Consider the following 22,264-nt stretch of genomic DNA (forward strand, 5'->3'; position numbering starts at 1 on the left):
GGCTCAGGTCGCCATGCCCACCGGCGCCTGGTTCATGACCATCCCGCTCGGGATGTCGTCAAACGACGCGTAGTTCATGTTGTAGAGCCGGGCGTAAAGACCTTTGACCGCCATCAGCTCGTCATGCGTGCCTGTTTCGATCGTCTCACCGTTCTGCAGCACGATGATGCGATCGGCGTGGCGGATCGTGGCCAGGCGATGGGCGATGACGAGGCCCGTGCGCCCCTTCAGCAAGGTGACCAGCGCTTTCTGGATCAGCATCTCGGTGTAGCTGTCGATATTCGCCGTCGCCTCGTCCAGGACCAGGATCCTGGCATCCGCCACCAGGGCCCGGGCGAAGCTGATGAGCTGGCGCTGCCCGATCGAGAGATTGCCGCCGCGCTGGTCCAGGACCGTCTCGTAGCCGTCCGGCAGACGCGCGATGAAGTCGTGGGCGCCCACCGCCTTCGCCGCGCGGATCACCGCGTCCAGGGTCGCATCCACCTTGTGATAGCGGATGTTCTCGAACACGGATCCCGAGAACAGGAACGGCTCCTGCAGAACCATGGCCACCTGCTGCCCGAGCGACTCCTGTGTCAGGTTGCGCACGTCATGGCCGCCGACCATCACCTGGCCGCCCCAGACATCATAGAAGCGATGCACGAGCGCCATGGCGCTCGACTTTCCCGAGCCCGTCGGGCCGACGAGGGCGACGGTCTCGCCCGGATTGACGCGGAAGCTCACATTCTTGAGCACCGGTTGGCCGGATCGATAGCCGAAGGTCACATCCCGGAACTCGACCGACCCGTCCGTGGCGGGCGACAGATCGATCGCGTCCGGCCGGTCCTCGATCTCCACGGGAATGTCGAGCACCTCGGCGATGCGGTGGCCCGAGGCCATGGCCCGCTGCATGACGCTATATTGCAGGGTCAGCGAACGGATCGGGTCGAAGAAGCGCTGAATATAGAACAGGAAGGCGACCATGATGCCGATGTCCAGGGTGCTGCCCAGGACCATCGAGCCGCCGACGACGATCACCACCGCCATGGCGACGCCGGTCAGCGAGTCCACGATCGGCACCATCACCTGCGCATATTTCGCGGCGCGGAGATGGCTGCGCAGATTGCTGTGGGCCTTGTCGTCATAGAGACGCAGGTTGAGCTGCTGGCGGCCCATGCTCTGGACCGTGCGCACGCCGTGGATGCCCTCGGCGAGCGCCCCGTTGGCCACCGAATTCGTTTCGTGCGCGGCCATGAAAGCGTTGCGGGCCCGCGGCAGCCACCACAGGCGCACGATGAACAGCACCGGCATCACCGACAGGGTGAGAAGGGCCAGCCGGACGTCCAGGAGCAGCATCACGGTGATGATGCCGGCCAGGAGCGCGATGTCGCCGACGGAAAGAACCGACGTCTCCATGAATTCCTGCATGGAGTTGACGTCGCCCTGCAGCCGCGACATCAGCCGGCCGACCTCCGTCTTGTCCATGAAAGAGAGGGACACGCGCTGCAGATGCGCGAACATGGCGCGGCGCATGTCGAACAGGACGTCCTCCGCCGCCTTGCCGACCACCGTCTCCTGCACCCAGCTCGCGCCGTAATTGACCAGGATCGCGGCGGAAAAGGCGATCGCGGCCCCCGTCAGGGCGCCGCGGCTGCCCGTCGCCATGCCATGGTCGATCGCGAACCGGATGATCAGCGGGATGGCGACCTGGCTGAGCGTGAAGAGCAGCACCGCGGCGACCGCGACGACCATCTTTCGGCGATACGGATACACGAATTGCCAGATGCGGCGGACGATCCGCCCGTCGAAGGCCGCACCGAACACCTCCTCTTCCGGGCGATGGGACCCGACGACGGCCCGCGGCGGACGGCCGCGCGGATCCCCGGCCTCGTCCCTGTCTTCGGGTTTATCGGACATCAGTGCACCGCCTGCTGCGAGGTGTCGTCGCCGGGACGCACCTGGAGGTCGTAGAGCGCGCGATATCGGCCGCCCTGGGCGAGCAGCTCCTCATGGGTGCCGCGCTCGATGATGCGGCCATCCTCGATGAACAGGATCTGGTCGGCGTGCATCAGCGAGCTCAGCCGATGGGCGATGACCAGCGTCACGCGGTCCTTGGCGAAGCGCCGCATGGCGCTGCGGATCCGCTGCTCGGTGCCGGCATCGATCGCGGCGGTGGAATCGTCGAACACCATGATGGCGGGTTTCAGCATGAGGGTGCGCGCGATCGACAGGCGCTGGCGCTGCCCGCCCGAGAGGGAGACGCCGCGCTCGCCGACGACGGTGCCGTAGCCCATGGGCAGCCCGAGGATGTAGTTGTGCAGCTGGGCGGATTCGCTGGCACGCGCGATCTGGTCGTCTTTCGCCCACGGATTGCCGTAGACGATGTTGTTCTCGATCGAGGTGGTGAACAGGAAGGAATCCTGCTGCACGATGCTGACCGCCTGCCGCAGGGAGCTGAGCGTGACCTTGCTGATGTCCTGCCCGTCGATCGTGATCCTGCCGCCGGTGACGTCGTAGAAGCGCGGGATGAGATGCACCAGGCTCGACTTGCCCGCCCCGGGGGATCCGACGATCCCGATGGTCTCGCCGCGCCGCGCCTCGAAGCTGATGCCGGACAGGACCTTGCGCTCCCCGGCCCCCGGATAGAGGAAATCGACGTCCTCGAACCGCAGGACGCCGTCGGTCACCACGAGGTCCTTCGCTCCCGGCTCGTCCTTGATGGCGAGATCGAGATCGAGCAGCTCGAACAGACGGGTCCCGCAGGTCGAGGCGCGGGCGAAGGAATTCACCAGAAGACCCAATTGGCGTACCGGCATCTGCAGGATGGTCGTGAAGGTCAGGAACGTCGCCAGCGTACCGACGCTGATCTCGCCATCGATGACCCTGTTGCCGCCGACCCAGAGCACCAGCCCCATCGCGAGAAAGAAGGAGAAGTTCATGGCGGAGGTGTTGACCACGCGGAGATCCACGCGCTCGTGCCCGATCCCGAGGGCGCTCTGCGAGGCCCGGTCGAACTTCTCGAGCTCGTGCTTCTGGGCCGCGAATGCGCGCACGACGCGGATGCCGCCGAGGTTCTCCTCCATGACCCGGCTCAGGACGGACATCCGATCCTGCAGGGTGAGCCAGGTCGCGCGCATGCGGAGCTGAGTCACCGAGGAGCGCCAGGCGACGAACGGCACGAAGCTCAGGCTCAGCAGGCCGAGCACCAGATCCGTGCTCAGGAGCAGATAGGCGCCGATGCCGATCAAGACCGTCAGCAGCACCAGCCGCACGACCCCGGTGCTGAAGAACATGCGCACACCTTCGAGATCCAGCATGCCGAGTGTGATCAGGTCGCCGGTATGCACCCGGTCGTGGAAGCTGAAGCTCAGGCGCTGCAACTTCTCGTAGCAGGCGAGCCTCAACTCGTAGCCGATATGGTGCCCGACCGATTCTCCGAAATAGTTCTGCAGCATCGTGAAGAGGCCGCGGAAGACGCTGATGGCGAGCAGCACCAGTGCGGTGGTCATCAGGGCCGTTTCGGCCTGAGTCGTCGATCCACCTGCGGCCGCGAGAACACCACGCGCCTGGTCGACGGCCTGGCCGAGGAGACGGGGGATGAACAGTTGCAGCGTCGCGGCGATGAAGGTCGACCCGATGGCGAGGCCGACCTGCCAGGGATGGCGCAACGTCATGCGGGTGATGCGAAGGAGTGCGCTGACTCCACGGCCCCATTGGGCCGATGCAATATGGGCACGCGAGTTGTCGCGCCTAGGCGCGCTCGCGATCGTATCGGTGCTCACGGGGCGATCCAGTGCTTCCAACACACTGCCGGTAAGGAGCCGAGGCTCGGTCGGGCAGTTCCATTCTTCGAGCCATAACGCACCTTTTTGACGGCGAGTTCAAGGGCGGCAGACCCTCCGCACATCGGCGTGCAGATCATCTGGCAGGGTGGCGGCCCGGGTCCAGGCGAGGATGGCTCGGTTGGCCGTGCCGCCCATGAGGCAATAGAGGCGGCGATCAGGCCGAGGGCGTAGAGTGCTCCGCGGCGACGCGGCCTATATCCGTACCAAACGACAGGAACCCCTATGACAGAGCGACGGGAACTCTATCGCAGCGCGAGCGGTGACGCGTGGTTTCTCGGACGCGAGCCGACCGATGGCCATGCGTTCATCATCCATCAGCCCAATGCCCCTTCTGGGGGCCGCCTGTCCCATATCGAGCTGGGTGAGTTCCTGCGCAGCGGCAGCGGGCCAGAGCAGCAGGCGTTGCTGCGCCTGATCGGAACGCTGGTCGAGGTGCCGCCATATGCCTGACTGCGCATGAGAGGAAATGCGGGTCCGGCCGATTTCAAATCAGAACGCGGCAGATCAAAATATGACCTTGGTCGCGGATGCGCGAATCTCGCCGCCGACGTCTTCATCATAGGCGCCCTTGTGCGTCGTATTCGAAAAAACGGCCCCTGTTAACGCCTGAATGTAGCGATGTACGTATGACGTCTTTACGTCAGCCGTGTATCCGCCAACTCGAACATCACGAAAGCCAAGCAGGTTCATTTCCGATTTCAGCCGTTCGGCCCATGGCAGCATTACATCGCCCGCCATGCCAGAGCCACAGGCATAGACATTTACCGCCTGGATTTGCTTTGTCAGTCCTTCCTTCGTCAGCAATGCGGCCATCTCTTTCGGCGTGTATTTCTTATATTCGCCGTCGGGACGTTGCGCTCCGACAAAGCGGGAATCCGGCTCTCCAGCGCCGTGTAGCAGTATATAGACCTTGGAGTCCGCAGGCACTCCCTTTAGACATCCGCCACTCGTAAATCTCGATAGCGCCTTTCCTAAACCTTCCGGAGACGAGTTGTGCAGAACCTCATAGGGAATCTTGCCCTTGTCCTGCTGACCCTGCGTCCAGTAACGAGCCTCTTCCAGCATTTCTTCCGTTGGAACGGGGAGGAAGATATAGCCGGCCATCAGACGCATTCCTCGTGCAGGGTAAGAGCGAACCTAGGCCCGGCAGATTTACAGGATTGTTTCAGATCTGACCGATTGCGCTACAGACGCAACCGTGGAGGCGGGAGCGAACGCTGCCACCTTCGCCATCGCCGATGCAGGGTACCCGTACCGGCGCCAAAGGTGCCCTAACGGCCGTGTAAGGTTCGAAGGCGGAGATGCACTCTGTCTCCGCCTTCACTGCCTGTCCCTGGCCGAATCCGAACCGCGATCAGGCCGGCAGCAGCGGGGTGACCCGCTCCTGGATCGCCGCCACCGCCTCCTGCGGCGATTTGCGGCCGAGCACCGCCAGCTGGACCTCCTCGAGGAAGGTCGCCTGGGCGCGCACCGCCTCGGGGAAGGCCGGGAAGGCCGGACGGGCCTTGGCCAGGACGGCCGATTCGATCTTGGCCAGCGGCTGCGCCGCGGCGAAATCCGGGTCGGCGTAGGTCGAGACGCGGACCGGGCCGTTGCCGTTGCGTGCCGCGCCCAGCGTCACCGCCTTGCTGGAGACCGCCTTGATGAAGCTCCAGGACAGCGCCTTGTCGGTCGAGTTCGCCGGGATCGCCATGGCCCAGGATTCGACCACCGCCGCCATGCCGGTGCCGGCGGGCAGCGTCGACGAGCCGGGGAACGCGACCGCCTTGATCTTGCCGGGGACCGAGGACTGCTCGGGGTTGTTGAGCTGGGCGAAGCGGGCGAAGGGCAGCACGCCGAAGGCCGCCCGGCCCTGCTGCAGCCAGGTCACCATGTCGTCGTTGCGGGTGTTGGCATAGCTGCGCGGCAGCGCGCCCGTCTGGAACAGATCGGCCAGCACCGCCAGCCCCTTCTCCATCGCCGCCGGGTCGGGCAGGAGCTTGCGGTCGGTGCTGATGAAGTCGCCGCCGAAGGCACGGGCGAACATCACCGGGAACACCGCGAGGTCGCTGGCCAGGATCATCCCGACCACCCGGTTTCCGGCGGCCGAGGTGAAGGTCAGCTTCTTGGCCTGCTCGACCAGCTCCTCGAGGGTGGCGGGCGGGGCGCCGAAGCCGGCCTCCTGCAGCAGCGCCTCGTTGTAGAACAGGGCCTGGGTGGCGTGCCGCACCGGGATGCCGGCCAGCTTGCCGTCGACGGTCACGGCGCGGCGCAGGCCGGGGGCGATGTCGTCGATGTCCTCGATCGGGTCGGACGCCTGGTAGCTGTCGAGCGGCTCGAACAGCCCGGCGATCTGCGGTGTCATCCGGTTGTCGATGAGGTAGCCGACATTGAAGGCGGTCTCGGCCAGGCTGGCCTCGCGGAACAGCCGGTCCTGCAGCGGATTGCTGTCGAGGGTGGTCCAGGCGATCTCCGCCCCCGCCGCCTGGCGCCATGGGGCTATAACGTCGCCGGCGGCGCCCTTGGTCAGCACATTCTGATGCACCAGATGCGACAGCACGTTCAGCGTCTTGGACTGGGCCAAGGCGGTCCGTCTCAGCGTCATGGTGGCGGCCCCGGCCACGGTGCCGGCGAGCAGGCTTCGCCTCGTCAGCTGCGTCGTCATGGTTTTCCTCCCTGTCTTGTTCATCCCTTGGTGGCGCCGGCGGTGAGGCCGGCGACCAGGAACCGGTTCATGGCGATCACGAACAACAGCACCGGCAGCAGCTGGATCGTGGCCGCGGCGAACAGCACGCCCCAGTCGACCCCGTCGACCGAGCTGATCATCTCCGACAGCACGAAAGGCGCGGTCTTGGCGCGGGTGGCGGTGAAGATGAAGGCGAACAGGAACTCGTTCCAGGCGAACACCACGACGAAGACGGCGACCGCCAACATGCCCGGCGCCGCCAGCGGCAGCACGATCCGGCGCAGCACGGTGAGGCGGCTTGCCCCGTCGATGATCGCCGCCTCGTCCAGCTCGCGCGGCACCTGGTCGATGAAGGTGCGCATCAGGATCGTGCCCAGCGACACGAAGAAGCTCGTGTACAGCAGGATCAGGACGAGATGGGTGTCGTTCAGCCCGAGCAGGTTGACGATCGGGAACAGCGGCAGGGTGACCACGATCGGCGGGATCAGCCGCACGCCGATCAGAAGATAGACCGAGCCCGCGAGGAACCGGCCACGGTGCCGCGAATAGGCATAGCCGGCGAGCGAGCTGACGGCGACGGCCAGGATGGCGGAGCCGGCGGTGACGATCAGGCTGTTGACCAGCCCGTCGAAGAAGCTGCCCCAGCGCTGCCAGAGATGCTGGTAATGCAGCAGCGTCGGCTCGAACAGCAGCTTGGGCGGTACCGCGAAGATGTCGCGGCCCGGCTTGAACGACGACAGCACGATGAAGGCGATGGGCAAGATCGACCAGGCGACCACCGCGGCGACGGCGATGGCCTTGCCGGCCTTGACCAGGAGGCGGTCAGCGCGCATCGGCGGCCATCCCCTTGCGCAGCCGCATGATGTAGGCCGTCGCCAGCAGCAGCGAGACCACGACCATGATCCAGGCGGTGGCGGCGGCGGTGCCGAAGGAGTTGTAGCGGAACGCCTCGAGATAGAGGTAGACGGCCACCACCTCCGTCGTCCGGGCCGGCCCGCCCTGGGTCAGCAGCCAGATCTCGGAGAACAGCCGGAAGGCGAAGATATAGCGGAATAGCATGGCGATCAGGATCGCCGGCGCCAGCAGCGGCAGGGTGACGTTCCGGAACAGCTGCAGCGGCGAGGCGCCGTCCGCTCGCCCGGCCTCGTACAAATCCTTCGGGATCGCCAGCCGGGCGGCATAGAGGATGACGAAGGTGAAGGGCAGGTGCAGCCAGATGGTCAGCAGCCCGACCAGCACCAGCCCGTGCGACGGGACGAAGGTCCAGTCCAGCGTCGGCAGGCCGAGATCCAGCAGCGCGTTGGTCACTGGGCCGACATCGGGGTCGAACAGGAAGCGCCACATCGCCGCCGCCGTCACCTCGCTGATCGCATAGGGCGCCAGCACGACGACCAGCAGCACGCGCCGCGCCGGCAGGCCGCTGGCGAACAGGAGGGCGATGCCGAGGCCGAGCAGCAGCTCCAGATGCACCGCCACCGCCACCACGGCGACGGTGTTCAGCAGCGACCGCCAGAAATAGGCATCGCCGAGCACACGGAGATAGTTGTCGAAGCCGACGAAGCTGGCCGCCTGGCCAAAGCTGGAGGCCTGGAAGCTGAGCCAGAGCACGAAGATCGACGGAATCACGATGACGCCCAGCACCAGGACGTGCACGGGCGCGACCAACGGCAGCGCCCCCGCCAGCCCCTGTCGCAGACCCTTCCAGCGTGCTTGCATTCCGCCTCCCGGGCCGTTCTTCGTCGGGGACGCCGCCTGCCCTGGCTCTGGACGGCGGCGGTGTCGATGGCGGGCCTTCAGGCCGCCGCGGCGAGCGGCACGCGGCCTTCGACGGTGGTGCGATACATCACCCGGCGATAGCCCGGATAGTCGTTGATCGCAGTGTGCAGCACGAAGGGGTTGTTCCACATGCCGAGCGTCCGCGGCGCCCAACGCAGGCGGCAGTGGAACTCCGGCCGCGTCGCCCTCGCCAGCAGGAAGTCGATCAGCGGCTTACTCTCCTCCTCGGTCATGCCCTTGAAATGGGTCAGGACGCTGCTGACGAAGACGTAGCGCCGCCCGGTCACCGGATGGGCGCAGATCACCGGGTGCTCGACCGCCGCATTCTCGATCGCCGCGACATCCGCGGTGACGCCGAGCCGCTTCTGCATCGCGTTGATCGCGAACACGCCGCGCCCGCTGTGGATGCCGGTCAGGCCTTCGAGGATCGCGACCAGCCGCGGCGACAGCGACTGATAGGCCTTCTCCAGGCTGGTGAAGCAGGTGTCGCCGCCGACCGGCGGCACCTCCTCGCCATACAGCATGGTCACCCCGGGCGGCTTCGCCAGCCAGGCCAGGTCCATGTGCCAGTCCTCGCCGATCACCTTGCCGGTGTCGTCACGCTCGCGCACGAAACGGACGATGTCGTCGAACCCGTCCATCGGGGTGTGCACGGGGTTGCCGCTGAACGGCCCGAAGCGACGGGCGACCTGCTGCAGCGTGGCGGGAACGAGGTCCTGATCGCGCACCGCCAGCACATGGTATTCGTGCAGGGCGCGCAGCACCTCAGCGAAGGTATGCTCGGGCGTCGTCCGCAGATCGACGCCGATGATCTCCGCCCCCAGCGCGCCGGTGAACGGCCGAAGCTCGAATTGCGTGAAGCGCTCGTCCCGCATCCCCTGCCCGCCTCCCTCGATGGCCGCGCTCTGTCGATGGCGTGGCGCTGACTTACGTGCAAGTAAGTACAGCGCGACGAAAGCACCGTCAACGGGTCTCGATGGTCAGCTCTGCGACTCTCCAGCGGCGCTGATCAGGCGGCCGAGCGCCCGGAACAGCAGCTCGATCTCCTCGAACCGGCCGGAATCCTGGGTCATCGGCGGGCAGGACAAAAGGGTGACGCGCAGCACCCGCACGACGTCCTCCACATCGGCCCCCGGCCGCAGCTGGCCTGCTTTCGCCGCCTCCCCGACCGCGTGGCGGAGGCAGAGATCGTAGGTCCGGTTGACGCGCTCGAGCGCGGCCACCGCCTCGTCGCCGAGCGTCGGCAGGTCGTGGCGCAGCCGCGACAGCGGGCTCCAGACATTGCGGTCGCGTTCGCCCCGGTTGAAGCGGTCGTAATAGCGGCGCAGATCGTCGAGCTGCATCGCCAGCCGCTCGGCGAAGGGGGCGCTGCCGGCCCGCCAGTAGCGTTCGATGCGGGCTTCGGCGTTCGAGGCGATATCCTCGATCAGCTCCCGCATCAGTTGCTGCTTGCTGCCGAAATGGTGGTGGATGTTGGCGCGCGTGGTCCCGATCGCGGCGGCGATGTCGCCGAAACTGAAGCCCTCATGCCCGCGCAGGACATAAAGCTCCGCGGCGACCGACTTGATGCGGTCGCGCGTGCCGCCGGCGGCATCGGCGCCGTCCTGACGTGCCATGTCGTGCGCCCCCTGTTCGACTGCTCCGAGGGCGTTGTGAGGCAAACGGCACGGCTTTGTACAGCCGGCGTCGCGGGACGCTGCCGTCGGTCAGCCCGGGCTGTGCCCGGCCAGGCGGGGAAGCAGGCGGGCCCAGCCGACTAGGCCGTCGCGGAACCGTTCCAGCCGGAAGAACTCGTTCGGCGAGTGGTAATCCTCGTCGGCGGTCGAGAAGCTGAAGAACACCGTCTCGATCCCCAGCACGCGGCGGAACACGGCGCCGATCGGGATGGTCGCGCCCATCGCCACCCGCAGCGGCGGCTGGCCGAACAGCTCGCCCAGCACCGATTCGGTCAGGGCCAGCACCGGATGGTCGGCCGGGATGGCGAAGGCCGGCGAGCCCGGGCCGTGGCGGCGGATCTCCAGGCGGCAGCCGGCCGGAGCGTGCCGGCGCAGATGCGCCTCGATCGCGGCGAACACCCGCTCCGGATCCTGGCCGGCGACCAGGCGGCAGGAGATCTTGGCACCGGCCTTGGCCGGGATCACGGTCTTGGTGCCGGGCCCGCCATAGCCGCCGGTGATGCCGTTCAGCTCCAGCGTCGGCTTCAGCCATTGCCGGACCAGCAGATCCTCGGCCGTGGGCATCGGCTGCGGCGCCGCCGCGCCGATCGCGGCGAAATAGCCCTGCGGATCGAAGCCGGAGGCCTGGATGGCCTCGATCAGCTTCGGGTCCGGCGGGGTGATGCCGTCGTCGAAGCCCTCGACCGCGACCTCGCCGGCCTCGTCATGCAGCGTCGCCAGCAGCCGGGCCAGGGCCGGCAGCGGGTTGGGCGCGCTGCCGCCGTGCCGGCCGGAATGCAGGTCCTTGCCGGCGCCGTGCAGCTCCAGCTCCAGCGCCAGCATGCCGCGGCTGGCGACGGTGACGGTCGGCAGGTCGGGCCGCCACATCGCCCCATCGGCCGACAGCACCACATCGGCGGCCAGCCGTTTCGCCTCGGCCGCAACCAGCGCTTCGAGATGGGCGCTGCCGCATTCCTCCTCGCCCTCATAGATGAACTTGAGGTTCACCGGCAGCCGGCCGTCGCGCTCCAGGAAGGCCTCGGCCACCAGGATCGGGATCAGCGATGGCCCCTTGTCGTCCGAGGCGCCGCGGGCGTAGAGGCGGCCGTCGCGGATCTCGGGCGCGAAGGGCGGCGAGGTCCACAGCTCCACCGGGTCGGGCGGCTGCACGTCGTAATGGCCGTAGACCAGGACAGTCGGGGCGCCCGGGGCGTGGCACCATTCCGCCACCACCGCCGGATGGCCCTCGGTCGGCAGGATCTCGACCCGCTCCAGCCCCGCCCGGGCCATGCGGTCGGCGACGAAGCGGGCCGCCCGCTCGACCTCCGGCTTGTAGGCCGGATCGGTGCTGACGCTCGGGATCGCGCAGTACTGCTTCAGCTCGTCGACGTGACGCTCGAACCGGTCCAGCAGCAGGGTTTCGATCGCGCTCATTTGCCTCCATCCACGCTCAGCACCTGGCCGCTGATCCAGCCGGCCGAATCAGAGGCGAAGAACAGCACGGCATTGGCGATGTCGTCGACCGTTCCGAGCCGGCGCAGCGCGATCGCGTTCATCAGCCGGGCCTGGCCCGCCTCGCCCATCGCCTCCCATTGCCGCTCGGTCGTCGGGTTGGAGCGGACGAAGCCGGGCGCGACGTTGTTCACGGTGATGCCCCAGGCTCCCAGCTCATGCGCCAGCTGCCGGGTCAGGCCGATCTGCCCGGCCTTGGCGCTGGCATAGGCCTGGATCCCGGTCAGGCTGATGCCGAGCCCGGCGCCGCTGGAGATGTTGACGATGCGGCCGCCGCCCTTGCGCTTCATGCCGGGTGCCACCGCCTGGGCGCACCAGAACGCGCCGGACAGGTTGACGTCGAAGATCGCCTGCCAGGCGTCCGGCCCGATCTCCTCGATCGGCCGGTGGATCTGGCCGAGCACGCCGCCGGCATTGTTGACCAGCACATCCACGGCGCCTGAAGCCGCCTCGGCCTCCGCCACCAGCGCCTGCACTGCGCCGCGGTCGGTGACGTCGACAGAGCGCACCGACCCTTGCAGTCCGATCAGCCGGCCGGTCTCGGCCAGCTCCTCCGCCAGCACGTCGCAGGCCCAGACCTTCGCGCCACGCCCGGCGAAGGCGGCAGCGATGGCCCGGCCGAAGCCGTGGGCGGCGCCGGTCACGATCACGGTCCGGCCGGTGAAATCCTGGGTCATGGCGGCCTCCCGCTCAGGCGGAAACGGTCTCGAGTTCGTCCAGCAGGGCCAGCGCCATCTCGCGCCGCCCGGCCTCGATATCGTGCACCAGCGCGATCAGCCGCGCCGTGATCGGGGTCGACATGCCGTGCTGCGCCCCGATCTCCACGATCGGGCCGAGCTGGGCGTCGACCTCGGTCGGCCGGCGGCGCACCGCCAGGTCGCGCCAGATGCCGGAATGGCTTTTCGCCGATTTGCGGTTGTGCGCCACCATGTCGTCGAAGGACCGGGTGGTCGCCTCCGCCGGCGCGCCGGGCCGGAAGGCCGAGGGATCGAAGCCGTCGAACGCCTCCGGCCGGAGGCCTTCCGCCGCGGCGACGGCGCCGACCTCCAGCCCCAGCCGGGTCAGCACCGGCCGGTAGCGCGGCGCCGCCAGCACGTCGGCGATCGAATCCGGCGTCACCGCCGTGGCGAACAGGAGCGCGCCGTAGATCAGCTTGCCCCAGAGATAGCCCCAGATGTTGTCGGTCAGCACCGCCTGCGGCTCGAACCGGCGCAGCAGGCTGTGCAGCTGCTCGATCCGCGGCGTGCGCTGGCCGTCCAGCTCGCCGGCCACCACCGCGCCGCGGCCGCCATAGAGAATCACTCCGGGCTCGATGTAGTCGGCGCCGAAATTGACGAAGCAGCCAAGGGTGCGGGCCTTGTCGATCCGGGCGGCGATCACCCGCTCGTTGAGCCCGTTCTGCAGCGAGGCGACATAGCCGCAGCCGGCCAGATGCGGCGCCGCGGCCGCGATCGCCGCTTCGGTGTGGTGCGCCTTGACGCAGAGGAAGATGCGATCGAATTCGCCCGTGACCGCGTCCGGCGTCACCGCGCGGGCCGGCACCGTGTATTCGGTGATGGGGCCGGTGATGCGCAGGCCGCGTTCGTTGATCGCGGCGACATGCTCGGCCACCTGGTCGACGAACAGCACGTCCACCCCGGCGCGCAGCAGGGCCGCGCCCACCGTGCCGCCGATGGCGCCGGCGCCCCAGACCAGGATCGGCGAGGATTCTCTCATGCCCAGGGTCCTTCGAGCAGGGTCCGGGTCTCCGCCACCGCCACATCCCAGATCGCCTGCATCTCCTCATCCGGGCGCTGGTAGTAGCCGCCGAAATTGCCGTCGCCGAGATAGCGCCGCACGGCTTCGGGATCCATCACCCGCATCCGGGCAAAATCGATCATCGGCTTGCGCTGGGTCGGCTGATCGACCCCGGCCAGCCGTGTCCAGGGGAAGTTCTCCATCCACGAGGCGTGCGAAGCCTGGGCATCGATCGCCTGCACCTTGGCGAAGGTCTCCGGCGCGTTCCACCAGTTGTGGAACTTCACAGCGGCGCCCGGATGGTCGGTCATCCATTCGGTCGCCACCGACTGGGCCGGCTGGTTGCCGCCATGGCCGTTGACGATCAGGATGCGGCGGAAGCCGGTACGATGCAGGCTGTCCAGAATGTCCTGCACCAGCCTGGCATAGGTCTCGACCCGCAGGCTGACCGTGCCGGGATAGGCCAGGAAATAAGGGGTGATGCCGTAGGCCACGACCGGGAACACCGGCACGCCCAGCGGCTCCGCCGCCTCGGCCCCGACCCGCTCGCTGAGGATGCTGTCGACCGACAGGCTCAAGCCCGCATGCTGCTCGGTGCTGCCCAGGGGCAGCACGACGCGGTCGTCGCGTTGCAGCCAGGCCTCGACCTGGCTCCAGTTCATCTCGCTGATCTTCACGGCAAAGCCTCCTGCGGTTCGGCGATGCCCTCGGCCTCGGGCGAGAGCAATGGGACGATCTGCTGGTCGACATCCACCGGGTCCGGGCTGTGCCGGTACTCGATTGCCCTGACCCCGGGGCGCAGCCGGGGCAGCACGCTCTCGGCGCCGGTCGACAGCACCATGACGTCGGACTGGTCGATCACGGTGTCGAGCGCCGGCGTGCCCAGCGCGGCACCGGCGACCCGGCGGATATGCGGGGCGAAGCGCTGCACCCCGGATTTCATGATCGGCAGGAAATCGGCGAAGCGCGAGGCGATGCCGAGCCGGGCCAGCGGGTCCAGCCCGGCCAGGGCTCGCCTCGTCTCCTCCGACGGAATGAAGCGGATCGCCATCACCCGGCTGTCCGGCAGCAGCGCCGCGGCCTCGCGCTGGCGGTTGGGGAAGGTCACCACCAGCTCGGCCTCCGCCGCCTGGCGGCGCGCCGCTTCGTCGCCGCGCAGCTCGTCCATGGTCAGCGGCTGCACCGCGGTGCCTTCCGGCAGCCGGGCCTGGATCGCCGCGGCATAGGCCCGGGTGGCGTCGCGGAACAGGCCGAGCATGACCACGGTGCGGGCAGGTCGCCGCGGTCGGCGCCGCGCCAGCCGCGACTGGACCATGCCGGTCAGGTCGGCCGGCGTCAGCCCGATCGCCATGGCGTCGTCGATCAGATGGTCGAGCCGGCGCTGGATCTCGGCGATCTCGGTGCGCGGCCGCTGCCTCGGCTCGCCGCTTTCGGCGACGAAGCTGCCGCGGCCGCGCCGGGTCTCGATCAGCCCGGCCTCGCGGAGGCCGCGATAGACCAGGGCCACCGTCATCGGCGCCACCGCCAGCGAGTCCGCCAGCTCGCGCACCGAGGGCAGCCGCTCGCCCGGGCTCAGCTCGCCACAGGCGATGCCGTATTCGATCAGGCCCTTGACCTGGAGCCCGAGGGGCACCGGCAGCTCGCGGTCGATCTGCAGCTTCATGGGGCAGGATTCTCCTGTATCAGTCCACTAGCACACTCATTCGAGCAACGGCAATGTGGTTTCCGGATTGCTTCCAAGCTGTTGCATTTGTTTCCGTATCAGATGCTTCCAACGTTGATTGACTCTCTCGCTTCCCTGGCGGTAGCGTACTAATACGCCAGAACACATGGCGACCCGGGAGGGGCTTCAAACAACAGTGGAGGTCGCGATGAGGATGCTGCTGAAGGCAGCCGTGGCGGCGGTTTTGCTGGCCGGGACCAGCGCCGGGGCGCTGGCGGTCGAGCGTGGCGGCGAGATGCGGTACGGGCGCTATGCCGACAGCCTGTTCCTGGACCCGGTGCTGAACGACGCCAATGTCGACATCTGGATTCTGACCAATCTCTACGACACGCTGCTGCAGCCCTCCGCCGACGGGCTGTCGGTGGAGCCCGGCCTGGCCACCGCCTGGACGATCTCCGACGACGGGCTGTCGGTTACCCTGACCCTGCGCGAGGGCACCAAATTCTCGGACGGCAAGCCGATCACGGCCGAGGATGTGAAATGGTCGCTGGACCGGGCGCGCAACCCGAAGAACGGCATCTGGAACAACCTGATCGCGTCGATCGCGGACATCACAATCCAGGATCCGAAGACGGTGGTGCTGAAGCTGCAGCACCCGGACCCGGCGCTCATCGCCGCGCTGTCGACCTTCAACACCGCGATCATGCCGAAGGCCGCCTTCGAGGCGACGCCCGGCGCCACCGATGACGAGAAGGCGCATGCCTTCGCCGAGCACCCGGTCGGCTCCGGCCCCTTCATGTTCGACAAGTGGGAGCGCGGGTCGTCGATGCGGATCGTGCGCAACCCGTATTATTGGAAGGCCGGCGAGGACGGGAAGCCCCTGCCCTATCTCGACGCCGTCGACTTCGAGATCATCCCGGACGACGCCACCCGCATCCTGAAGCTGCAATCGGGCGAGCTGGACGGGGCCGAGTTCATCCCCTATGCGCGGGTCGCCGAGCTGAAGGGCGATGCCGACCTGCAGATGCAGCTCTATCCCTCGACCCGGGTGCAGTACATCGTCATGAACGTCCGGCCGAAGCTGGCCGATGGCAGCGACAACCCGCTGGCGAATGAGAAGGTGCGGCAGGCGCTGAACTATGCCGTCGACAAGGACGCGATCATCCAGATCGTCACCCATGGCGTCGGCAAGCCGCAGACCTCCTACATGTCGTCGGCGACGCTGTATCATACCGGCGACACGCCGCTGTACCCGGTCGACGCCGCGAAGGCGAAGCAGTTGCTGACAGAGGCCGGCTTCGGCAATGGCTTCACCACCAGCGTCATGGCGCTGCCCGGCAACCAGGACCAGCTCGGCATCGGCGCCGCGGTGCAGCAGATGTGGGCCGCGGTCGGGGTGAAGCTGGACATCGAGCAGGTCGACAACGCCACGCTGACCGACCGCTACCGCAAGGGCAACTTCACGATGCGGATGGCGGCCTGGACCGACGACCTGAACGACCCGAGCGAGATCACCTCCTACTTCGCCTATTCGCCGGTAATCGACGCCCTGCATTCCGGCTGGAAGAACGAGGAGGTCGATAAGCTGTTCGAGGCCTCGCAGAAGGAGAGCGACGCCAAGAAGCGGGCCGAGCAATACGCCCAGATCCAGAAGACCTACGCCGCCTCCGGCCCGATCCTGTACCTGTACGAGACGCCCTATCCGGTGGCGCTGCGCAAGAATGTGCAGGGCTTCGTCCAGATCCCGCTCGGCAACAACATCTTCGCCGGGGCGTATCTGGCGAAGTGATTTTTTCAGCGTTGTCGACATCGTCATTGCGAGCGCAGCGAAGCAATCCAGGGGTCCCGGCGAACCGGCCCTGGATTGCTTCGTCGGCTTCGTCTCCTCGCAATGACGGTGAGGACGGGATCAAGGTCTCTGATCGCCGACACAGGAGATGCGGCCGGTGCCGAACCTGAATCACGTGGCCAAGCGACTGGTCCAGCTGGTCCCGACGCTGTTCCTCGTCCTGGTGGTGATCTTCGTCCTGGTGCGGCTGCTGCCCGGCGACCCGACCAGCGCCATGCTCGGCGACAAGGCGACCGACGCCGACGTCGCCCGGCTGAACGCCCAGCTCGGCCTCGACCGGTCTCTGCCGACGCAGTTCCTGTTGTTCCTGCAACGGATCGTCCAGGGCGATCTCGGCACCTCGATCCATCTCAAGGTGCCGGTGATGCGCCTGATCCTGGAGCGGATGCCGGTCACCTTGGCGCTGACCGGCTTCGCCGCGCTGCTGGCCCTGCTGATGGCGGTGCCGCTGGCCTTCGCCGCCGCGATGCGGCGCGGGCGGGCGGCCGACACCGCGATCCGCGGCGCCTTCCAGATCGGGCTGTCGATGCCGATCTTCTATCTCGGCCTGGTGCTGCTGACCGTATTCGCCGCCGGGCTGCGCTGGTTCCCGGTCGGCGGCTATGGCGACACCTGGGCCGATCGCGCCTGGCACCTGTTCCTGCCGGCCCTGACCCTGGCGTTGAGCCTGTCGGCCGTGCTGATGCGCAACCTGCGCGCCTCGATCATCGAGGTGCTGGGCGCGGAATATGTCGACTTCGCCCGGTCCAAGGGACTGGCGCCGCGGCTGGTGCTGGGCCGGCATGTGCTGCGCAACGCCCTGATCTCGACCGTCACCCTGTTCGGCCTGTCGGTCGGCACGCTGATCGGCGGCGCCGTGATCACCGAGACGGTGTTCGCGATTCCCGGCGCCGGTCGGCTGATGATCGACAGCATCTACGGCCGCGACTACCCCGTGGTGCAGGGGCTGACCCTGGCGATGGCGGTGCTCGTGTCGTTGGTGTTCCTGGCGACCGACCTGGTGCAGGCCGCGCTCGACCCGCGGGTGAAGGCGTGACCGCGGTCGGCCTCGCTCCCGTCCGCGCCCGGCGACGCCCCTCCGCCGCGCTGATCGCCGGGGTCGTGATCGCCGGCGCCAGCCTGGTCCTGGCGCTCGCGCCCGGGCTGGCGGCGCCCTATGATCCCACCGCCTTCGACTACCGTGCCCTGATGCAGCCGCCCGGCTGGGCTCACCCCTTCGGCACCGACAATTTCGGCCGCGACATCCTCAGCCGGGTGATCTGGGCCTATCGCCTGGACATGCAGATCGCGCTGTTCACCACCCTGTTCCCGGTGGTGTTCGGCACCGCAATCGGGGCGCTGGTCGGCTATTACGGCGGGATCTGGGAGCCGATCTTCGGCCGCATCGTCGACGTGGTCATCACCTTTCCCTTCCTGGTGCTGGTGATCGCCATCGTCGCCGTGCTGGGGCCCGGGCTGGTCAACATGTACATCGCGGTCGGCGCCGTCGGCTGGGTGTTCTACGCCCGGCTGATCGCCGCCGAGATCAAGGTGCAGAACCGGCTGGACTATGCCGCCGCCGGCAAGGTGATGGGCTATGGCGACGCCCGCATCATCCTGCGCCATCTGCTGCCCAACGCCGCCTCGCCGGTGCTGGTGTACTGGATGACCGACATGGCGCTGTCGATCCTGCTGGGCGCCAGCCTGGGCTATCTCGGCCTCGGCGCCCAGCCGCCGGCCGCCGAATGGGGCCTGCTGATCGCCGACGGCAAGAACTTCATGTCCCAGGCCTGGTGGATGACCATCTTCCCCGGCATCGCCATCGTCCTCACCGGCTTCGGCTTCAGCCTGCTGGGCGATGGCGTCGCCGACCTGCTGCGGCCCGAATCATGAGCGAGACGGTGCTGTCGATCCGTGGCCTGACCGCGACCTTTCCGGCAGGCGGGGCCGAGGCCGCCGCGGTGGCCGGCGTCGACCTGGACCTGCGCGCCGGCGAGGTGCTGGGGCTGGTCGGCGAATCCGGCTCGGGCAAGAGCGTCACCCTGCGCGCCGTGCTGGGCCTGGTGCGGCCGCCCGGCCGGGTCGGCGGCCAGGTGCTGTGGCAGGGCCGCGACCTGATGGCGCTGCCGGAGCCGGCGCTGCGCCGGGTGCGCGGCGGCGAGATCGCCATGATCTTCCAGGAGCCGATGACGGCGCTGAACCCGGTGCTGCCGATCGGGCTGCAGATCGACGAGAGCTTGCGGACCCACACCGATCTCGGCCGTCGGGCGCGGCGGGATCGGGCGCGCGAGCTGTTGGACCTGGTCGGCATCCCGGCCGCCGCCCGGCGGCTCGACGATTATCCGCACCAGTTCTCCGGCGGCATGCGGCAGCGGGCGATGATCGCCATCGCCCTGGCGTCGGAGCCGAAGCTGCTGCTGGCGGACGAGCCGACCACGGCGCTGGACGTCACCATCCAGGATCAGATCCTGACCCTGCTGCTGCAGCTGCGCGACCGGCTGGGGATGAGCGTGATCCTGGTGACCCACGACCTCGGCGTGGTGGCGCAGAGCTGCGACCGCATGGCGGTGATGTATGCCGGCCGGGTGGTAGAGACCGGCCCGGTCGCTGCCGTGTTCGAGCGGCCGCGCCATGCCTACACGCTCGGACTGCTGAATTCGGTGCCGCGCGGCGGCGGGCCGCGGCTGCCGCTGCGCTCGATCGAAGGCGCGCCCCCCCCCTTGACCGAACGGCCGCCGGGCTGCGCCTTCGCCCCGCGCTGCACTTTCGCCACATCGCGCTGCCGGGCCGAGCGGCCGGTGCTGGAGCCGGTGGGGCCGGACGCCGCGGCAGCCTGCTTCGAGAGCGATCGCGTCGCCGCCGCGAAGGATGCGGCATGAGCGCGCCGATCCTGGAGATCGCCGGGCTGACCAAGCGCTTCCGGCTGGAGCGCACGGTGGCCGACGCGCTGCGCCGCCGCCCCCACCCCGCGGTGCACGCCCTGAACGGCATCGACCTGTCGGTCAGGCGCGGCGAGACGCTGGGCATCGTCGGCGAATCCGGCAGTGGCAAGTCGACCTTGGCCCGCTGCATCGTCCGGCTGATCGAGCCCGACGAAGGCACCCTGCACTATGACGGCGTCGACATCCGAGCCCTGGAGGGGGCGGAGCGGCGTGCCTTCAACCGCCGGGTGCAGATGGTGTTCCAGGACCCGCGCGGCTCGCTGAACCCGCGCATGACGGTGCGCCAGACCCTGGCCGAGGCGCTGTCGGTGCACCGCATGCGCCCGAAGGCCCAGATCCCCGCCCGGATCGCCGAACTGCTGGATCTGGTGCGGCTGCCGCGCGAGGCCGCCGACCGCTACCCGCATGAATTCTCCGGCGGCCAGCGCCAGCGCATCGGCATCGCCCGGGCGCTGTCGGTCGAGCCGGAATGCCTGATCGCCGACGAGCTGGTCTCCGCCCTCGACGTCTCGGTCCAGGCCCAGGTGGTGAACCTGCTGCTGGAGCTGCAGCAGCGGCTGGGCCTGACCGTGCTGTTCGTGGCCCACGATCTGCGCCTGGTCCGGCACCTGTCGCACCGAGTCGCGGTGATGTATCTCGGCGGCATCGTCGAGACCGGCGAGACCGAGGCGCTGTTCGCGGCGCCGCAGCACCCCTACACCCAGGCGCTGCTGGCCGCGGCGCCGGACCTCGACCCCACCCGGCGCCACCGCGTGCCGGCGGCGCGGGGCGAATTGCCCAGCCCGGTCGACCTGCCGTCCGGCTGCCCGTTCCATCCGCGCTGCCCGCACGCCTTCGATCGCTGCCGGGTGGAGGCACCGCTGCCGCGCCCGACCGACACCGGCATTGCCGCCTGCCACCTGCTGGACCGGGCGCCCGCCGCCGCGGCGCTGCCGCAGAAGGAAGCCGTCCATGGGCTATGACCGCTTCGCCGAGGAATCCGGCCGGCTGAACGATGTGCTGAATGCCGTCAACCTGCTGGTCTGGGATTCCCGCACCCAGATGCCGGCCGGCGGCACCGCGGCGCGCGGCCGCCAGATCGCCACGCTGACGGCGCTGGCACGGCAGATCGCGACCGGCCCGGCGATGCGCGACGCCCTCGCGGCTGCCCGCGACGAAGTGGCGGGCGAATCCGAGAGCAGCCGGCGCCGCCGCGCCGTGGCCGCGATGCAGGAGGGCGTCGCCGCGCTGGACCGCATCCCCGAGCCGCTGCTGCATGAGGCGGCGCTGCTGAAGACCGAGGCGCAGGCGGCCTGGGCCGCGGCGCGGGCCCGGTCCGACTTTCCGGCCTTCCGGCCGTATCTAGAGCGCAGCTTCGCCCTGCAGCGCCGGATCGCCGACGCGCTGGGCTGGTCCGACCATCCCTATGACGCGCTGCTAAAGCAATACGAGCCGGGCATGACCCTGGCCCGGCTGCGGCCGCTCTTCGCCACGCTGCGGGACCGGCTGGTGCCGCTGATGCAGCGGGTGCTGGATCGGCCGCCGCCGCGGCGCGACTTCCTGGACCGCGACTATCCGGCGGACCGGCAGAAGGCCTTCGCCCGGGCGCTGACCGAGCGGGTCGGCTTCGACTACGGCCACGGCCGGCTGGACGAAGCGGTGCACCCGTTCGAGATCTCCTTCACCCGCGACGATGTCCGCATCACCGCGCGCTACCGACCCGGTTATCTGCCGGCCGGGCTGTTCGCGGCGCTGCACGAGGCCGGGCATGGGATGTACGAGCAGGGCATCGATCCGGAGATCGGCCGGTCGGCGCTGGCCACCGACATCGTCAACCTCTACGCGGTCGGCGGCGCCAGCTTCGGCCTGCACGAATCCCAGTCGCGGCTGCTGGAGAACCGGGTCGGCCGGTCGCGCCGCTTCTGGGAGCTGAATTTCGGCCCGCTGCGCGACGCCTTCCCGGAGCAGCTGGCCGATGTCTCGGCCCCGGAGTTCTGGCGCGCGGTCAACCTGATCCGACCCGGGCTGATCCGGGTCGAGGCGGATGAACTGACCTACGATCTGCACATCATGCTGCGGGTCGAGCTGGAAGCGGCGGTGATCGCCGGCGACCTGGCCGTCGCCGACCTGCCGGCCGCCTGGGCCGAGCGGATGCGGGCCGATCTCGGCCTGGAGGTGCCGGACGACGCCCGCGGCGTGCTGCAGGACGTGCATTGGTCGACCGGCTATGTCGGGTCGTTCCCGACCTACACGCTGGGCAACGTTATGGCGTCGCAGCTGTTCGCGGCGGCGGATCGGGACCCGGCGGTGGCGGCCGGGCTGGAGGCCGGCGACTACGCGCCGCTGAAGCTCTGGCTGAACCGCGCGGTGCACCGCCACGGCCGGTCGCGCACGCCGGAGGAGATCCTGCAGGCGGCGACAGGGAGCGGCCTCGATCCCGGCCCGTACCTCGCCTACCTGGAGAGCAAGTACCCGATCGCCGACGCGGCCTGAGGGCCCGGGAGAAGAGAGCCCGGCCCGAAGCGTGGTGGGGGAAGCTCCGGACCGGGCCGGGCGCCGTGATCGACGGGGCACCTGGAGATCAGCTTGAACCGAAGCGAGCCGGCCAGCCAGGGCTGCCGCCCCCCCTATTTTACGGCCGTCGAGCGCGGAACCACGGTGCCGCCGCCGCCGTTCCGTTAAG

Annotated in this window: 20 protein-coding genes; 7 read left to right on the plus strand and 13 right to left on the minus strand. The window is 68.6% G+C overall.

Features of this window, described 5'->3' with window-relative positions:
* Positions 1–3 precede the first annotated feature (3 nt).
* Positions 4–1,896: an ABC transporter ATP-binding protein gene (locus AB4Z01_RS20820; protein WP_441696993.1), complete on the minus strand. Its 1,893-nt coding sequence runs from the start codon at positions 1,894–1,896 to the stop codon at positions 4–6.
* Positions 1,896–3,653 (minus strand): ABC transporter ATP-binding protein, encoded by a 1,758-nt coding sequence (locus tag AB4Z01_RS20825; RefSeq protein WP_441696996.1) that lies wholly within the window; start codon positions 3,651–3,653, stop codon positions 1,896–1,898. Before AB4Z01_RS20825 ends, AB4Z01_RS20820 begins: the two co-directional genes overlap by 1 nt.
* Before the next feature lie 393 nt (positions 3,654–4,046).
* Between AB4Z01_RS20825 and AB4Z01_RS20830 the strand changes: the two genes are divergently transcribed.
* Positions 4,047–4,274 carry a hypothetical protein gene (locus tag AB4Z01_RS20830; protein WP_429226552.1) on the plus strand — a complete coding sequence of 76 codons (228 nt, stop codon included), beginning with the start codon at positions 4,047–4,049 and terminating at the stop codon, positions 4,272–4,274.
* A gap of 54 nt (positions 4,275–4,328) precedes the next feature.
* Here AB4Z01_RS20830 and AB4Z01_RS20835 read toward each other — a convergent pair whose 3' ends face one another.
* From AB4Z01_RS20835 to AB4Z01_RS20885, 11 genes are all read right to left on the minus strand, one after another.
* The gene (locus tag AB4Z01_RS20835) at positions 4,329–4,928 is read right to left on the minus strand and encodes a hypothetical protein (protein ID WP_441696999.1); all 600 of its coding nucleotides are present in this window, start codon (positions 4,926–4,928) and stop codon (positions 4,329–4,331) included.
* Between the two features lie 250 nt (positions 4,929–5,178).
* A complete protein-coding gene (locus AB4Z01_RS20840; protein WP_441697002.1) occupies positions 5,179–6,468 on the minus strand; it encodes an ABC transporter substrate-binding protein in 1,290 nt (429 codons plus the stop codon).
* Between the two features lie 20 nt (positions 6,469–6,488).
* A complete protein-coding gene (locus AB4Z01_RS20845) occupies positions 6,489–7,322 on the minus strand; it encodes a carbohydrate ABC transporter permease (protein ID WP_441697005.1) in 834 nt (277 codons plus the stop codon).
* Complete coding sequence (locus AB4Z01_RS20850) at positions 7,312–8,205, minus strand: carbohydrate ABC transporter permease (RefSeq protein WP_441697008.1); 894 nt, start codon at positions 8,203–8,205, stop codon at positions 7,312–7,314. The genes AB4Z01_RS20845 and AB4Z01_RS20850 overlap by 11 nt, the downstream gene beginning before the upstream one ends.
* A 77-nt stretch (positions 8,206–8,282) precedes the next feature.
* A complete protein-coding gene (locus AB4Z01_RS20855) occupies positions 8,283–9,140 on the minus strand; it encodes a TauD/TfdA dioxygenase family protein (RefSeq protein ID WP_441697011.1) in 858 nt (285 codons plus the stop codon).
* A gap of 105 nt (positions 9,141–9,245) precedes the next feature.
* Positions 9,246–9,881 carry a TetR/AcrR family transcriptional regulator gene (locus AB4Z01_RS20860; protein ID WP_441697013.1) on the minus strand — a complete coding sequence of 212 codons (636 nt, stop codon included), beginning with the start codon at positions 9,879–9,881 and terminating at the stop codon, positions 9,246–9,248.
* Between the two features lie 90 nt (positions 9,882–9,971).
* Positions 9,972–11,354, minus strand: coding sequence for a dipeptidase (locus AB4Z01_RS20865; RefSeq protein WP_441697016.1), 1,383 nt, complete (start codon positions 11,352–11,354; stop codon positions 9,972–9,974).
* Positions 11,351–12,109: an SDR family NAD(P)-dependent oxidoreductase gene (locus tag AB4Z01_RS20870; RefSeq protein WP_441697019.1), complete on the minus strand. Its 759-nt coding sequence runs from the start codon at positions 12,107–12,109 to the stop codon at positions 11,351–11,353. The genes AB4Z01_RS20865 and AB4Z01_RS20870 overlap by 4 nt, the downstream gene beginning before the upstream one ends.
* Before the next feature lie 13 nt (positions 12,110–12,122).
* Positions 12,123–13,148, minus strand: a complete 1,026-nt coding sequence (locus AB4Z01_RS20875) for a ketopantoate reductase family protein (RefSeq protein ID WP_441697022.1) — start codon at positions 13,146–13,148, stop codon at positions 12,123–12,125.
* On the minus strand, positions 13,145–13,846 hold the full coding sequence (locus tag AB4Z01_RS20880; protein WP_441697025.1) for a creatininase family protein: 702 nt from the start codon (positions 13,844–13,846) through the stop codon (positions 13,145–13,147). Before AB4Z01_RS20880 ends, AB4Z01_RS20875 begins: the two co-directional genes overlap by 4 nt.
* The gene (locus AB4Z01_RS20885; protein WP_441697028.1) at positions 13,843–14,832 is read right to left on the minus strand and encodes a GntR family transcriptional regulator; all 990 of its coding nucleotides are present in this window, start codon (positions 14,830–14,832) and stop codon (positions 13,843–13,845) included. Before AB4Z01_RS20885 ends, AB4Z01_RS20880 begins: the two co-directional genes overlap by 4 nt.
* Positions 14,833–15,040: 208 nt before the next feature.
* On the opposite strand from AB4Z01_RS20885, the gene AB4Z01_RS20890 reads away from it, so the two are divergent.
* The 6 genes from AB4Z01_RS20890 (at position 15,041) to AB4Z01_RS20915 (ending at position 22,074) form a co-directional block, all read left to right on the plus strand.
* On the plus strand, positions 15,041–16,621 hold the full coding sequence (locus tag AB4Z01_RS20890; protein ID WP_441697030.1) for an ABC transporter substrate-binding protein: 1,581 nt from the start codon (positions 15,041–15,043) through the stop codon (positions 16,619–16,621).
* A 157-nt stretch (positions 16,622–16,778) separates the two neighbouring features.
* Positions 16,779–17,717 (plus strand): ABC transporter permease, encoded by a 939-nt coding sequence (locus tag AB4Z01_RS20895; RefSeq protein WP_441697033.1) that lies wholly within the window; start codon positions 16,779–16,781, stop codon positions 17,715–17,717.
* Complete coding sequence (locus tag AB4Z01_RS20900) at positions 17,714–18,553, plus strand: ABC transporter permease (RefSeq protein WP_441697036.1); 840 nt, start codon at positions 17,714–17,716, stop codon at positions 18,551–18,553. Before AB4Z01_RS20895 ends, AB4Z01_RS20900 begins: the two co-directional genes overlap by 4 nt.
* Positions 18,550–19,539: an ABC transporter ATP-binding protein gene (locus tag AB4Z01_RS20905; protein WP_441697039.1), complete on the plus strand. Its 990-nt coding sequence runs from the start codon at positions 18,550–18,552 to the stop codon at positions 19,537–19,539. Before AB4Z01_RS20900 ends, AB4Z01_RS20905 begins: the two co-directional genes overlap by 4 nt.
* Positions 19,536–20,564, plus strand: a complete 1,029-nt coding sequence (locus tag AB4Z01_RS20910; RefSeq protein WP_441697042.1) for an ABC transporter ATP-binding protein — start codon at positions 19,536–19,538, stop codon at positions 20,562–20,564. The genes AB4Z01_RS20905 and AB4Z01_RS20910 overlap by 4 nt, the downstream gene beginning before the upstream one ends.
* Complete coding sequence (locus AB4Z01_RS20915) at positions 20,554–22,074, plus strand: carboxypeptidase M32 (RefSeq protein WP_441697044.1); 1,521 nt, start codon at positions 20,554–20,556, stop codon at positions 22,072–22,074. The genes AB4Z01_RS20910 and AB4Z01_RS20915 overlap by 11 nt, the downstream gene beginning before the upstream one ends.
* The last annotated feature ends 190 nt before the right edge of the window (positions 22,075–22,264 follow it).

It is taken from the genome of Inquilinus sp. YAF38, assembly GCF_052113205.1.
GTDB lineage: Bacteria > Pseudomonadota > Alphaproteobacteria > DSM-16000 > Inquilinaceae > Inquilinus.

What these genes read in the sequence shown, in the direction of transcription:
- AB4Z01_RS20875 (WP_441697022.1), bottom strand. Translation starts at nt 13,148, where the DNA reads ATGAGAGAATCCTCGCCGATCCTGGTCTGGGGCGCCGGCGCCATCGGC.
- AB4Z01_RS20910 (WP_441697042.1), top strand. Translation starts at nt 19,536, where the DNA reads ATGAGCGCGCCGATCCTGGAGATCGCCGGGCTGACCAAGCGCTTCCGG.
- AB4Z01_RS20825 (WP_441696996.1), bottom strand. Translation starts at nt 3,653, where the DNA reads ATGACGTTGCGCCATCCCTGGCAGGTCGGCCTCGCCATCGGGTCGACC.
- AB4Z01_RS20845 (WP_441697005.1), bottom strand. Translation starts at nt 7,322, where the DNA reads ATGCGCGCTGACCGCCTCCTGGTCAAGGCCGGCAAGGCCATCGCCGTC.
- AB4Z01_RS20870 (WP_441697019.1), bottom strand. Translation starts at nt 12,109, where the DNA reads ATGACCCAGGATTTCACCGGCCGGACCGTGATCGTGACCGGCGCCGCC.
- AB4Z01_RS20865 (WP_441697016.1), bottom strand. Translation starts at nt 11,354, where the DNA reads ATGAGCGCGATCGAAACCCTGCTGCTGGACCGGTTCGAGCGTCACGTC.
- AB4Z01_RS20915 (WP_441697044.1), top strand. Translation starts at nt 20,554, where the DNA reads ATGGGCTATGACCGCTTCGCCGAGGAATCCGGCCGGCTGAACGATGTG.
- AB4Z01_RS20885 (WP_441697028.1), bottom strand. Translation starts at nt 14,832, where the DNA reads ATGAAGCTGCAGATCGACCGCGAGCTGCCGGTGCCCCTCGGGCTCCAG.
- AB4Z01_RS20860 (WP_441697013.1), bottom strand. Translation starts at nt 9,881, where the DNA reads ATGGCACGTCAGGACGGCGCCGATGCCGCCGGCGGCACGCGCGACCGC.
- AB4Z01_RS20840 (WP_441697002.1), bottom strand. Translation starts at nt 6,468, where the DNA reads ATGACGACGCAGCTGACGAGGCGAAGCCTGCTCGCCGGCACCGTGGCC.
- AB4Z01_RS20820 (WP_441696993.1), bottom strand. Translation starts at nt 1,896, where the DNA reads ATGTCCGATAAACCCGAAGACAGGGACGAGGCCGGGGATCCGCGCGGC.
- AB4Z01_RS20905 (WP_441697039.1), top strand. Translation starts at nt 18,550, where the DNA reads ATGAGCGAGACGGTGCTGTCGATCCGTGGCCTGACCGCGACCTTTCCG.
- AB4Z01_RS20850 (WP_441697008.1), bottom strand. Translation starts at nt 8,205, where the DNA reads ATGCAAGCACGCTGGAAGGGTCTGCGACAGGGGCTGGCGGGGGCGCTG.
- AB4Z01_RS20890 (WP_441697030.1), top strand. Translation starts at nt 15,041, where the DNA reads ATGAGGATGCTGCTGAAGGCAGCCGTGGCGGCGGTTTTGCTGGCCGGG.
- AB4Z01_RS20835 (WP_441696999.1), bottom strand. Translation starts at nt 4,928, where the DNA reads ATGGCCGGCTATATCTTCCTCCCCGTTCCAACGGAAGAAATGCTGGAA.
- AB4Z01_RS20830 (WP_429226552.1), top strand. Translation starts at nt 4,047, where the DNA reads ATGACAGAGCGACGGGAACTCTATCGCAGCGCGAGCGGTGACGCGTGG.
- AB4Z01_RS20855 (WP_441697011.1), bottom strand. Translation starts at nt 9,140, where the DNA reads ATGCGGGACGAGCGCTTCACGCAATTCGAGCTTCGGCCGTTCACCGGC.